At 74.9% G+C, this 11,740-nt stretch carries 15 protein-coding genes; all 15 read left to right on the top strand.

Going from position 1 to position 11,740, the window contains the following annotated elements; translation table 11 throughout:
- Window positions 1-180 precede the first annotated feature (180 nt).
- Window positions 181-1,269 (top strand): beta-ketoacyl-[acyl-carrier-protein] synthase family protein, encoded by a 1,089-nt coding sequence (locus BBH68_RS07265; protein ID WP_342673120.1) that lies wholly within the window; start codon window positions 181-183, stop codon window positions 1,267-1,269.
- Window positions 1,266-2,354 (top strand): beta-ketoacyl synthase N-terminal-like domain-containing protein, encoded by a 1,089-nt coding sequence (locus tag BBH68_RS07260; protein WP_245737938.1) that lies wholly within the window; start codon window positions 1,266-1,268, stop codon window positions 2,352-2,354. The genes BBH68_RS07265 and BBH68_RS07260 overlap by 4 nt, the downstream gene beginning before the upstream one ends.
- A gap of 7 nt (window positions 2,355-2,361) precedes the next feature.
- Complete coding sequence (locus tag BBH68_RS07255) at window positions 2,362-3,174, top strand: SDR family oxidoreductase (protein ID WP_065959894.1); 813 nt, start codon at window positions 2,362-2,364, stop codon at window positions 3,172-3,174.
- A gap of 92 nt (window positions 3,175-3,266) precedes the next feature.
- Window positions 3,267-4,286 carry an alpha/beta hydrolase gene (locus BBH68_RS07250; protein ID WP_079150852.1) on the top strand — a complete coding sequence of 340 codons (1,020 nt, stop codon included), beginning with the start codon at window positions 3,267-3,269 and terminating at the stop codon, window positions 4,284-4,286.
- The gene (locus BBH68_RS07245; protein WP_065959892.1) at window positions 4,283-4,609 is read left to right on the top strand and encodes a hypothetical protein; all 327 of its coding nucleotides are present in this window, start codon (window positions 4,283-4,285) and stop codon (window positions 4,607-4,609) included. Before BBH68_RS07250 ends, BBH68_RS07245 begins: the two co-directional genes overlap by 4 nt.
- Window positions 4,609-5,016: a hypothetical protein gene (locus BBH68_RS07240; RefSeq protein WP_065959890.1), complete on the top strand. Its 408-nt coding sequence runs from the start codon at window positions 4,609-4,611 to the stop codon at window positions 5,014-5,016. Before BBH68_RS07245 ends, BBH68_RS07240 begins: the two co-directional genes overlap by 1 nt.
- Complete coding sequence (locus tag BBH68_RS07235) at window positions 5,010-5,417, top strand: hypothetical protein (RefSeq protein WP_245737937.1); 408 nt, start codon at window positions 5,010-5,012, stop codon at window positions 5,415-5,417. Before BBH68_RS07240 ends, BBH68_RS07235 begins: the two co-directional genes overlap by 7 nt.
- A gap of 74 nt (window positions 5,418-5,491) precedes the next feature.
- Window positions 5,492-6,625 carry a beta-ketoacyl synthase N-terminal-like domain-containing protein gene (locus BBH68_RS07230; RefSeq protein ID WP_065959889.1) on the top strand — a complete coding sequence of 378 codons (1,134 nt, stop codon included), beginning with the start codon at window positions 5,492-5,494 and terminating at the stop codon, window positions 6,623-6,625.
- Window positions 6,626-6,650: 25 nt separating this feature from the next.
- Complete coding sequence (locus BBH68_RS07225; RefSeq protein WP_076972151.1) at window positions 6,651-7,634, top strand: ACP S-malonyltransferase; 984 nt, start codon at window positions 6,651-6,653, stop codon at window positions 7,632-7,634.
- A 92-nt stretch (window positions 7,635-7,726) separates the two neighbouring features.
- The gene (locus tag BBH68_RS07220; RefSeq protein ID WP_065959886.1) at window positions 7,727-7,981 is read left to right on the top strand and encodes an acyl carrier protein; all 255 of its coding nucleotides are present in this window, start codon (window positions 7,727-7,729) and stop codon (window positions 7,979-7,981) included.
- 1 nt (window position 7,982) lies between these two features.
- On the top strand, window positions 7,983-8,951 hold the full coding sequence (locus tag BBH68_RS42950; protein ID WP_245737936.1) for a 3-hydroxyacyl-ACP dehydratase FabZ family protein: 969 nt from the start codon (window positions 7,983-7,985) through the stop codon (window positions 8,949-8,951).
- Between the two features lie 4 nt (window positions 8,952-8,955).
- Window positions 8,956-9,699, top strand: coding sequence for a 3-oxoacyl-[acyl-carrier-protein] reductase (gene fabG, locus BBH68_RS07210; protein ID WP_065959884.1), 744 nt, complete (start codon window positions 8,956-8,958; stop codon window positions 9,697-9,699).
- A gap of 46 nt (window positions 9,700-9,745) precedes the next feature.
- On the top strand, window positions 9,746-10,462 hold the full coding sequence (locus tag BBH68_RS07205; RefSeq protein ID WP_065959881.1) for a 2-hydroxychromene-2-carboxylate isomerase: 717 nt from the start codon (window positions 9,746-9,748) through the stop codon (window positions 10,460-10,462).
- A gap of 86 nt (window positions 10,463-10,548) precedes the next feature.
- Complete coding sequence (locus BBH68_RS07200) at window positions 10,549-11,478, top strand: alpha/beta hydrolase (protein WP_065959879.1); 930 nt, start codon at window positions 10,549-10,551, stop codon at window positions 11,476-11,478.
- Window positions 11,479-11,528: 50 nt separating this feature from the next.
- Window positions 11,529-11,740 (top strand): biotin carboxylase N-terminal domain-containing protein (locus BBH68_RS38980; protein WP_281182467.1); only part of this gene is annotated, 212 nt, incomplete at its 3' end.

Below are 11,740 nucleotides of genomic sequence, written 5' to 3'. Positions count from 1 at the left end.
TGAGCTGCGTGGGCTCGGGCGTGGACGCCCTGTGGCGGGGCATGCGCGCCGCGCGCAGCGCGCCGGTGCGGGTGCCCGACCCGCTGGCGCGCATGGACCACCCGCACATGTATCTGGTGCCCGAGGCCGAGGTGCCGGGCGGGCCCGAGGTGCCGGCCGGGCCCGACGGCCGGGCCCGAGGTGCCGGCCGGGCCCGAGGAGCCGGGCGGGCTGCCGCTGGGCCGCGCGTCCCGGCTGGCCGTCGGGGCGGCGCGGGAGGCGGTGGCGGACGCGGGGCTCACCGGCCTGGCCGGGGTAGACCCGCGCCGGGTGGCCGTCGCGGTCAGCAGCGGCATGGGCGACTCCGACCTGCACGAGCGGCGGCGCGCGGGCGGGCCGGCGGGGCCCGACCGGTGGGCGCCCGTCTTCCCGGTCGCCTCGGCGGTCGGCGCCTGGCTGGGCGCCCAGGGGGCCAACACCTGCCTCAGCAACGCCTGCGCGGCCAGCGGCTACGCGCTGTCCCTCGCCGCCGACCTGATCCGCTCGGGGGAGGCGGACGTGGTGGTGGCCGGCGGCAGCGAGGCGTACTCGCGGGTGGGGCTGGCCTGCTTCAACCGGCTGGGCGCGATCGACCCCGAGCGGTGCCGCCCGTTCGCCGCCGACCGGCGCGGGACGGTCTTCGGGGAGGGCGCCGCCGTCCTCGTCCTCGAATCGGCGGAGCACGCGCGCCGGCGGGGCGTGAAGACGGTGTACGCGCGCCTGGCGGGCACCGGTTGGAGCTGCGACGCCCACCACGCGACCGCGCCCGAGCCCGGCGGCGCGCAGATCGAGCGCGCGATGCGCGAGGCCCTGCGGGAGGCGGGGGCGCTCCCGGACCCGGGGACGGCGGGGGCGGCTACGGGGCCCGGGGCGGTCCCGGGCGGCGCCGAGGCGGGGCGGCTCGGGTTCGTCGTGCCGCACGGCACCGGGACCGAGCTGAACGACGTGGTGGAGGTCAGGACGCTGGCCGCGGTGCTCGGCGCGGCGGCCCCGCTCACCCCGCTCTACAGCCTCAAGGCGCTCCTCGGCCACACCGGCGGCGCGGCGGGCGCGTTCGCGGCGCTGGCCGCCGCGCTGGTGCTGCACCACGGGACGCTCCCGCCGAACGTGCCGGTGGGCGCCCTGGACCCGGAGTGCGAGGCGCCGCTGCCCACCGCGCCCACCCCCGTGACCGCCCCCTACGGCCTGGTCAACGCCTACGCGTTCGGGGGCAACAACGTCTCGCTGGTGCTCCAGGGGGCGGCGGCGTGAACCCAGGCGTGAATCTGGTGGTGTCGGGCGTCGGGACGGTGCGCGCCGAGGGCTTCGACTTCAGGACCGCGCTCGGCCCGCGCGGCTACAAGTACCTGCCCCCCGCCTCCCAGTTCTTCCTCGCCGCCGCCAAACGGGCCCTGGCCGACGCTGGTCCGCGGAGCCTGGAGGCGGTCGACCCGGAGCGCCGCGCCGCCGCGGTCGGCACCAACAGCGCGGCCGCCTCGCTGCACGACGCGATGGACCGTACGGTCATCGAGACCGGCGCCGCCGAGCTGAGCCCGGCCACCGCGCCGTACTTCTCGATCAACCTCTTCGGCAGCCGGCTGGCCACCGAGCACCATCTCAAGGGCTTCAACCTCACCTTCACCAGCCCCCGGGTCGCCGGTCTCGAAGCGCTCCAGAACGGCGGGCGCGCCCTCGCCGCCGGCCGGGCCCGCCGGCTGCTGGCCGGGGCCACCGAGCAGGCGCTGGCCGAGGGAGAGCCGGGGGCGGACACCTCCGAGGCCGGGGCGGTCGCCCTGGTGCTGGAGCCGGCGGCGGCCGTCGCGGCCCGGGGCGGGCGGGCGTACGGCACGGTGGCGGTCCGCTCGTTCTTCCTGCCGCCCGCCCTGGCCGCCTCCGAGGGCGGCGCGGAGCGCGCCCGGGCGCTGATCGAGGATGCGCTCGACGCCCTCGGCCACCCGGCCGGGTCGCCCGCGCCGGACGGCCCGCCGCCGGTCACGGCCGTGCTGGACGGCTCCCCGGTGGGCCGGGCGGTGGCGGCGGCGCTGGGGGAGCGGACCGAGCACGTGCCCGCGGGCGCCGGCTGCCTGGAGCCGGTGGCGCGGGTCGCCGCCGCCCTGGCGGGCGGGGCGGGCCCGGCCCGGGTGGTGGTCACCGCGGCGGCGGAGGGGAACGCCGCGGTGTGCCTGGTCACCCCGGCCGGCCGAGCAGGGACACAGGCCGCGGCACAAGCCGCGGCACGGTCCGAGACGCGAGCCGAGCGAGAAGCCGCAGCACAGTCCGAGACGCGAGCCGGAACGCGAGCCGCAGCACGAGCCGAGCGACAAGCCGCAGCACGAGCGGAAGAAGGCGGAGGGTGAACGGCTGATGATCACTTCACTCGAGGGTTCCTGGTGCCTGATCCTGGGCGCCTCCAGCGGCATGGGCCTGGCCACCGCCCACGAGCTGGCGCGCGAGGGCGTCAACATCCTGGGCGTCCACTTCGACACCACCGACGGGCAGGAGAAGGCCGCCGTCGCGCGCGAGGAGATGCGCACCCACGGCGTCCAGGCGCACTTCTTCAACGCCAACGCCGCCTCCGGCAGAACCCGGGAGGAGCTGCTGCCGCGGTTCGCCGAGCTGACCGGCGGGGCGGGCGTGAGGATCCTGGTCCACTCGCTCGCCTTCGGCACCCTGCTGCCCTTCGTGGCACCCGAGACCGAGCAGGGCGTGACCTCCCGCCAGATGAACATGACGCTCGACGTCATGGCGCACTCCCTCGTCTACTGGACGCAGGACCTGTTCACCGCCGGGCTGCTGCGCGAGGGCGCGAAGGTGTACGCGATGACCAGCGGGGGCGGCGCCCGGGTCATGCCCAGCTACGGCGCCGTCTCCGCCGCCAAGGCCGCCCTGGAGTCCCATGTGCGCCAGCTCGCCCTGGAGCTCGCCCCCTCCGGCATCGCCGTCAACGCGCTGCGCGCCGGGGTGACGCCGACCCCGTCCATGGAGCGCATCCCCGACAGCGACCGGCTCGCCAGGCACGCGCGCGGGCTCAACCCGCACCGCAGGCTGACCCGGCCGGAGGACGTGGCGGAGGCCATCTCGCTGCTCTCGCGCACCGACTCGTCCTGGATCACCGGCAATGTGATCGGGGTCGACGGCGGCGAGAACCTGACCTTCACCCCCAACGACCCGACCTGACCTGCCCCTGCCTGATCCGACCTGCCTGATCCGACCCGGCCCGACCCGGCCTGTCCGCCCGATGTGACCCGACCGCACGCCGAGGACCGACGATGACCACTCCAGACACCGGCGACGCACCGCCGCGGCGCCCGGCCGGCGCCCTGGCCGCCCCCGCCGCGCCGCTGCTGGGCATCGCCGGTGCGGCCAAGCACGCGTACCAGCTCTACCACCCCCCGCTGCCCACCGGGCGCGCCCGCACACCCGCCGACCGGGGCCTGCCGACGCGCCACAAGACCGTGGTGGCCTCGTACGACGGCGTGCCGCTGCGCGCGTGGGTGGTGCCGGGCGCCGGGCCGCACACCGTCGTCGTCTGCCACGGCATGGGCCGCACCAGGTCCATGACGCTCGGCCACATCCGGCTGCTCCACCGGGCGGGCCACCACGTCGTCGCGTACGACCTGCGCAACCACGGCGACAGCGGCGCCGACCGGGCGCTCACCCGCATGGGCGAGCGCTACACCAGCGACCTGCGGGACGTGGTGTACGCGACCGCCGCCGACCCCGAGCTGCGCGGCGGTGCCCTCGCCCTGTTCGGCTTCTCCTTCTCGACCTGGCCCGCCCTCCAGGTGGTGCCGCGCTCCCGGGTGCCGGTGGCCGCGGTGATCGCGGACAGCGGCCCGGCGTACGACGTCCCGGCGGGGCTGCGCCACTTCGCCGCGCTGCGCGGGCAGGCCCTGCCCCGGTGGCTGCGCGGGCCGCGCACCCTCGCCGCCCACCGGCGCGCCTTCGCGTTCTTCGCGCTGCGGATGCTGAGCCTCACCGACTGGCCACCGGACCTGTCGGGGTGCGACACCCGGCTGATGTTCATCGGCAGCGCCCTCGACTCGTTCGTGGACCCCGCCACCGTCGAGCGGACCGCCCGCCACTACCCGGGCGCCCAGTACTGGACGGCGGCCGGCGCCCCGCACATGAGGGGGCTGCGGTTCGACGCGGCGGAGTACGAGAAACGGGTCCTCGGCTTCCTGGCCGAGGCGTTCGAGGCGTTCGAGGCGTCCGAGGTGTCCGGGGTGCCGGACGCTTCCGTAGTGTCCGACGCGTCCGGGGCGTCCGGCGGGGCGGGGGCCGTATGACCGACCACCTGCTCGTCGAGAGCGGCGGGCCCGAGTCCGGGGCCGCCTGCGAGCGGTTCGCCGGCGACGCGCTGCGGCTGCTCCAGGACGGCCACCACGTGGTGCTGTTCCTCGTCGAGAACGGGGTGACCGCCGCGCTGCCCGGCGCCTCCCAGGGCGTCGCGGCCTTCCTCCGGAGCGGCGGCGAGCTGTGGGTGGACACCTTCTCGGCCGCCCAGCGCGCCCTGGTGGCCGGCGATCTGCTGCCCGGCTCCCGCATGGCGGACATGGACGAGGTGGCGGACCGGCTGCTCGCCCCCGGCTCGCGGGCGGTGTGGCACTGATGGCCTGGACACCGCCGCGCACCGAGGTCCTGTTACAGCTCTCCGGGGCCCCGCACCAGACCGAACTGGTCGGCTCGGCCCTGCGGCTGACCACCTCGCTGCTGGACAGGGGCGCGCGGGTGCAGGTGTGGGCCTGCGGCGACGCCACCCGCCTGACCTGGGCGGGCCTGGGCGACACCAAGCCGCGCAACTACGCCGACTGGGACCGGGAGTACCCCTCCGCCCCCCGGATCGTGCGCGAGCTGCTGACCGACCACCCGGACCGCCTCCACTGGTACGTGTGCGCCTTCTGCTCCGAGGAGCGGGGCACCGCCGACCAGATCCCGCAGGTCCGCAGGCGGCCCCTGTTCAAGTTCGCCGAGCACGTGGCGGCCGCCGACAAGTGTCTGACGCTGGGGGTGTGCTGACCGTGTCCGAGGCGACGGCCCGCTGGCTGGTGATGATCGAACGCGCCTACCGGGGCGCGGTCGAGCGGCAGTTCGCCGATGTGCTGCCCCTGGTCGTCGAGCTGCACCGGCAGAGCGGCGGCACCGATCTCGCCCTGCGCGGCCTCGCCGCCAGCTACGCCCTGGACACCGACTACGAACCGGCCCTGCGCATCGGCCGGCGCACCCTGGACACCCTCACCGACCCGCGCGCCACGCTGCGCGAGACCCTCGCCGCGGGCGTGGCCGTGCTGGTCGAGGAGCCCGACCTGACCGCGCTCGGCCGCACCGCCGCGGACCGGCTGCTGCCCGGCGTACGCGTCATCGAGGGGGGCGGACTGGCCGCCCGCTGGCCCTCGTACGAACAGGTGTGGTTCCTGTGACCGGCCCCCGGCGCGCCGGCGCGCCCGCCGCGCACACCCCAGCCTCCACCCCTACCGAAGGAGTACACGGATCCATGGTCTACGCCACCGCCACCGGCGGCCCGGTCATCTCCGCCTGGGCCGCCGTATCTCCGCTGGGCCTGCACGGGGCGGACTTCTCCACCGGGCTGCGCTCGGGACGCAGGGCCGCTGGGCCACTGGACCCCGAGGAGTGGTCCGTGCCCTTCCAGGAGGCCTGCCTGGTGCCCGACTTCCACATCAAGCAGATCCTCGGCCGCAAGGGCACCCGCTCCATGGACCGGGCCACCGGGCTGGCGGTCACCGCCCTCGGCCGGCTGCTCACCGACGGGGACGCGGCCGGCGAACGCCTCCCCGGCGTCGGCGAGGACACCGGCGTGGCGCTGGGCACCAGCACCGGAAGTGCCCAGTCCATCATGGACTTCACCCGCGACTCCCTGGTCAGCGAGCGCCCCTTCTTCGTGGACCCGGCCCGCTTCCCCAACACCGTCATGAACCGCGCGGCCGGGCAGTCCGCCATCTGGCACGGGCTCAAGGGCCCCAACACCACCGTCGCCGGCGGCCGCGCCACCGGGCTGCTCACCCTCCAGTACGCGCTGCGCCTGCAACGCGCCGGGCGGGCCGGCACCGTGCTGTGCGGGGCCGTCGAGGAGTTCTCCTCCGCCCGCGCCTGGCTGGAGTGGCACGCCCGCGCCGACGGCGACACCGCGGCCGTGCTCGGCGAGGGCGCGGCGGTGTGGCTGCTGGAGCCGGAGGAGTCCGCGCGCGAGCACGGCCGGGGCGGCCTGGTCGATGTCGCGGGTGTCGAGTTCGGCTTCGCCGCCGACCCGGAGCGGGCCCGCACGGTGCTGGCCGAGGTGGTCCGGCGGCTGCTGGACCGTACGGGCACGGAGGCCGGGCGGCTGTGGGCGGTGGCCGACTCGCAGGCGCCCGGCGCGGAGGGGGAGGCGGAGCGCGCCGCCCTCGCCGAGGTCCTCGGCGGCCATGAGCCGCTGCGGGTCTCCGCCGCCGACTCCATCGGGGACACGTACGCCGCCTCGGCGGCCTTCCAGATCGCCGCCGTACTGGCGCTCGCCGAGCGGCGGGAGGCGGCCCCCGGCAGCCCGGCCCTGGTCACCTCGGTCGACCGGGACGGCGTGGTCGGCGCGGCCCTCCTGCGGACCCGGCCGCACGCGACGACGCAACCGTGAGGACCACCGTGAGGAGCTGGCTGAGATGACGAACGAGACCACGGAGAAACCGGAGCGGGACGGCGACCCGGCGGAGCCGCGCACCGCGCTGGTGTTCCCCGGGCAGGGAGCCCAGAAGCAGGGCATGGGCGAGGCCTGGCGCGAGACCGAGTCCTGGCCGCTGGTCGCCGGGATCTCCGAGTACACCGGCGTCGACGTCGAGGACCTGCTGCTGAAGGCCGACGACGAGACAATGCGCCGCACCGACCTGGCCCAGATCGCCGTGTTCACCACCGAGGTGCTCGCCCACCGCGAGGCGGCCGCCGCCGGTGTGCTGGGCGAGGTGGCCGCCTGCGCGGGGCACAGCCTGGGCGAGTACACGGCGCTGTACGCCTCGGGGGCGCTCTCGCTCGCCGACACTGCCCGCCTGGTCGCCGCCCGTGGCCGGGCCATGCGCGCGTGCGCCGAGAAGTCGCCCGGCACCATGGCCGCGGTGGTCCGCCTCGACGAGGAGACCGTGGAGGAGCTGGCCGCGCGGACCCGCGAGGCGGGCGAGGAGCTGTGGGTCGCGAACATCAACGCGCCCGGCGCCATCGTGGTCTCGGGCACCGCCGACGGCGTGGCCCGGCTCGGCGAGTCGGCCGTGGAGAGCGGCGGCAAGGTGATTCCGCTCGCGGTCGGCGGCGCCTTCCACAGCCCGCGCATGGCGGACGCGGCGGCCGAGCTGAAGGCGGCGCTGGCCGCCGTGGAGTTCGCCGCCGAGCACATGCCCGTCGTCGCCAACGTGGACGCCCGCCCCCACACCGGCGGCGACGGATGGCGGGACCTGGAACTGCGCCAGCTCACCAGCCCGATCCGCTGGGACGCTTGCGTGCGCACCCTGGCCGAGGAGCTGGGCTGCGCCCGGTTCGTGGAACTCGGCCCCGGCCGCCAGCTGACGGGGATGATCCGCCGCATCGCCACGGGCGCGGTGACCGTCCCGGTCGACTCCTCCGCCACCCTCACCAAGCTGACCGCCGAAACCCCCTGAACAACGCCGAGAACGCCGAGAAGCTTCAGAACGCCGAAAACCCCGAAAACCCCGAGAACGCCAGAACGCTCAGAACCGCGAGGAGAACCCGCATGGCCGACACCGCCGCCGCCCTGGACCTGGAGGAGCTGCGCGCCTTCGTCGCCGACGTCCTCGACGTCGAGGAGGAGGACGTCACCGACGACGCCGACTTCGTCAAGGAGCTGGGCGTCGACTCGCTCATGGCCCTGGAGGTCATGGTCGTCCTGGAGAAGAAGTACTCCGTGAAGCTGCGGGAGCAGGAGATGAAGGAGATCACCTGCCTGCGGAACGTCCATGACCTGCTGGCCTCGAAGCTGGGGAAATGAGGTGACGGCGACGGCGTGCGGCCCGGTCGACGGCGCGGTCGAGGTCGTCGACCCCGGATCCCCGGGCAAGCGCCCGGCCCGGACCGCGGTCCGCATCGACGCCACGGAACGGGTGTTCGCCGGGCACTTCCCCGGCTTCCCCGTCCTCCCCGGCATGTGTGTCGTGGAGTGCGCCCACCGCGGCGCCCTGGCCACCCTCCCCGAACCGGGCGAGGCCTGGGCGCTGATGGCCGTCGAGTCCTCCCGGTTCACCGGCCCGGTCCTCCCCGGCGACCTGCTGACCTGCGAGATCACCTGGTCGCGCGAGGACGGGGCCTGGCGCTGCCGGGTGGCCGCGGCCACCCCGCGCGGGCCCGCCGCGCTCGTACGGCTGCGCTACGCCCGCGACGGCGGGCCGCGGCCGGCCCCCGAGGCCCCCAGAGGCTTCCAGACCCCCGGTGCGCCTTCGGCCCCGCCCGGGAATCCGGCACACCGGGTGGCGATCACGGCGAGCGCGCTCAAGCGGCTGCTGCCGCACCGCTATCCGATGCTGCTGGTCGACCGGGTCACCGAGCTGGTGCCGGGCGAGCGGGCGACCGGCTGGAAGGCGGTCAGCGGCAATGAGCCCTGGTACGAGGGGCTGCCGGACAAGGCCACCGACCAGGACCACCACTACCCGTGGACGGTCCTGGTCGAGTCCTGGTGCCAGGTCGCCGCGGTGCTGGCGACCCGCGACCGGCCGAATCCGGATGTGCTCAGCGGCCAGGTGATGCTCCTGGGCGGCATCACCGACGCCCGGCCGGCCCGCCCGGTCGCCCCCGGCGACCTGGTCGAACACCGCGCACGGCTGACCCGCCGGGTGGGCGACACCTTCGTCTTCGAGGGCGAGAGCCGGGCCGGGGGCGAGGCCGTCCTGACGGTCGGCCGCATGGTGATGACGACGCGTCCGGCCGCCGACCTGACGGCCGCGGCGCCTGCCGGAGGTGAGTGACCGGATGACCGACCCCGTGAACCGCGTCGCCCTGGTCTCCGGCGGCTCGCGCGGCATCGGCCGCGCCACCGTGCTGCGGCTGGCCCGGGACGGCTTCGACGTCGCGTTCTGCTACCGGTCCTGCCCCGACGCCGCGCACGCCCTGGAGAAGGAGGCGGAGCAGCTCGGCGGCGGGCGGGTCGTCGGCAGGCGGGCGGACGTCTCGGACGCCGACTCGGTGCGTGAGCTGGTCGCCTTCACCGAGGAGCGGCTGGGCCCCATCGACGTCGCGGTCACCTCGGCGGGCATCACCCGGGACAATCCGCTGCTGCTGATGAAGGACGAGGAGTGGCGGCAGGTGATGGACGTCAACCTGGACGGCACGTTCCACCTGTGCCGCTCGGTGGTCTTCGGGATGATGAAGCGCAAAACCGGCTGCATCGTGAACATCTCGTCGGTGGCCGGAGTCCACGGACACGCCACGCAGAGCAATTACGCGGCGTCCAAGGCGGGGATCATCGGATTCACCAAGTCGCTCGCCAAGGAGGTCGGCCGCTACGGCATCCGGGCCAATGCGGTGGCGCCCGGATTCATCGACACCGACATGACCGCCACGCTGTCGGAGAGCGTGCGGAAGCAGATGTCGGGAAGCATTCCGCTCGGCCGCTTCGGCCGCCCGGAGGAGGTCGCCGACATGGTGGCCTTCCTGGTCGGAGCGGAGTATGTGACGGGAGCGGTGTTCGAGATCGACGGCGGCATCGTGATCTGAGCCGGCCGGAGGAAAAACCGGACGGGAACGGAAAGGGGGACCGGCGATGGCCCGGGAGCGCGGCAGGGTGGCACGCTTCTATTTCAATTTCCGCAGTCCGTACAGCTGGATCGCCTACCGTGACCTGATGGACCGCTATCCGGATGTCGCACAGGCGGTGGAATGGCGCCCGTGGTGGGAACCGGACGCGGACGGCGAGCGCCTGATGAACGAGCACGGCGAGACCTTCCCGTACACCCCCATGTCCCGGGAGAAGCACCTCTACATCCTCCAGGACGTACGGCGCCTCGCCCGCGCCCGCGGGCTGGACATCCGCTGGCCGGTGGACCAGGACCCGGTGTGGGAGGTGCCCCACCTGGCGTACTTCCCGGCGCTGGACGCCGGGCTCGGCCCGCGGTACATCGAGCGCGTCTACCGGGCCCGCTGGCAGGAGGGCCGCGACATCTGCGACCCGGCGGTGATCGCCGGCGTCGCGGAGGAGCTGGGGCTGCCGGCCGACCGGCTGGCGGGGGCGGCCGGGGACCGGGAGTTGCGCGAGGGGCGGGGGCTGGCGGCGCTGCTCGCCCTGGGCCGGGACGGGGCGTTCGGCGTCCCGTTCTTCCGCCACGGCTACGACCGGTTCTGGGGGGTGGACCGGCTGCCCGCGTTCGTCGAGTCCGTCCGCGCCGGGCCGCGCGGGGGCGCGCCGGCCCCGCCGCCGCCCGGCCCGGACCTCGCCGCCGCCCGCTCCGCGGACCACGGCCACGCCGGGGGCTGCGGCTGACCCCGCACGACCCGGATCGCACACGAAACCGAGACGAGACAGCTCTGACTCCCGACGGACACCCCACCCCTCCCCGGAGGACGCAGATGCCCGAGCCACGGCAGAAGCCGGTACGGAACTCCGCGCTGAGATCCCGCGCCCTGTCGGTCGCGGCGCTGCCGCTGGCCCCCTTGTACGGGGCCTGGCTGGCGTACCGGGCCTTCCATCCGCGCCGCCGGGCGCCGCACGAGTCCCCGCGGGACCACGGGTTGCCCGGCACGGAGCTGAGGATCCCCTTCGCCGCCCGGAAGTACATCCACGCCTGGCTGTGCCCCGGGTCGGAGCGGAAGGTGGTGGTCCTCGGGCACAGCATGGGGACGGACAAGACGCGCAGCCTCGGCCACGCCAAGTTCCTGCACGACGCGGGCTACACCGTCTGCCTGTTCGACCACCGCAACCACGGGGCCAGCAGCGTCGACCGGGCGGTGCTCGGCCTCGGCGACCGGTTCGCCAGCGACATCACCGCCGTCGTCTCCCATCTGCGGGGCGGCCTGGGCTACGGCCCGGCCCGGATCGCCGTCTACGGCTTCACCTTCTCCTGCTTCTCGTCCATGTGGGCGCTGACGCACGAGGGCTTCTCCGTGGACGCGCTGGTCTGCGACAGCGGCCCCGGCCACGACGTGCCCCCGCTGCTGCGCAAGTCCCTGGAGGCCGGGATGTTCCCGCTGCCGGGGCTGCTCGGCGGGGAGCCGTCCCGGTCGGTGGTCACCGGGGTCATGTGTGCGCTGGGGCCCGCCATGGTCCGCGCGCAGTGGCCGCCGCCCACGACGGGGAAGTTCGCCGAGATACCGCTGCTGTTCATGTCGGGGGAGCGGGACGACATCGTGCCGCCCTCCTCGGTGGACGCGCTCGCGGAGCGCTATGACCAGGCCGAGACGCATGTCCTGCCGAACGCCGGACACCTGCTCGGCCTCGAGACCGATCCCGAGGCATACGCGAATGTCGTACTGGATTTCCTCAAGCGGGCCCTGGGGTAGCCACCGACCGTCCGGGACGGACGGTTCTTCTGACAGAGGGAAGAGAGAGCATGAAAAAGGTGCTCATCGCCAATCGTGGCGAAATCGCGGTCCGCGTTGCCCGTGCCTGTCGGGATGCCGGGATCGCGAGTGTTGCGGTCTATGCCGATCCGGACCGGGACGCGGTGCATGTGCGCGCGGCCGACGAAGCCTACGCGCTGGGCGGTGACACACCAGCGGCCAGCTACCTCGACCAGGCCAAGGTCCTGGCCGCCGCCGCCGA

This window comes from Streptomyces sparsogenes, assembly GCF_001704635.1.
Taxonomy (GTDB): Bacteria; Actinomycetota; Actinomycetes; order Streptomycetales; family Streptomycetaceae; genus Streptomyces; species Streptomyces sparsogenes.
Note: the sequence above shows the minus strand (reverse complement) of the source record. Positions and strands in the feature narration are given on the sequence as shown.

Bases quoted from the DNA above. Each gene is read 5' to 3' on its own strand.
- BBH68_RS07220 (WP_065959886.1), top strand. From the start codon at position 7,727: ATGGCCGACACCGCCGCCGCCCTGGACCTGGAGGAGCTGCGCGCCTTC.
- fabG (WP_065959884.1), top strand. From the start codon at position 8,956: ATGACCGACCCCGTGAACCGCGTCGCCCTGGTCTCCGGCGGCTCGCGC.
- BBH68_RS07250 (WP_079150852.1), top strand. From the start codon at position 3,267: ATGACCACTCCAGACACCGGCGACGCACCGCCGCGGCGCCCGGCCGGC.
- BBH68_RS07255 (WP_065959894.1), top strand. From the start codon at position 2,362: ATGATCACTTCACTCGAGGGTTCCTGGTGCCTGATCCTGGGCGCCTCC.
- BBH68_RS07205 (WP_065959881.1), top strand. From the start codon at position 9,746: ATGGCCCGGGAGCGCGGCAGGGTGGCACGCTTCTATTTCAATTTCCGC.
- BBH68_RS07200 (WP_065959879.1), top strand. From the start codon at position 10,549: ATGCCCGAGCCACGGCAGAAGCCGGTACGGAACTCCGCGCTGAGATCC.
- BBH68_RS07245 (WP_065959892.1), top strand. From the start codon at position 4,283: ATGACCGACCACCTGCTCGTCGAGAGCGGCGGGCCCGAGTCCGGGGCC.
- BBH68_RS07225 (WP_076972151.1), top strand. From the start codon at position 6,651: ATGACGAACGAGACCACGGAGAAACCGGAGCGGGACGGCGACCCGGCG.
- BBH68_RS07240 (WP_065959890.1), top strand. From the start codon at position 4,609: ATGGCCTGGACACCGCCGCGCACCGAGGTCCTGTTACAGCTCTCCGGG.
- BBH68_RS07230 (WP_065959889.1), top strand. From the start codon at position 5,492: ATGGTCTACGCCACCGCCACCGGCGGCCCGGTCATCTCCGCCTGGGCC.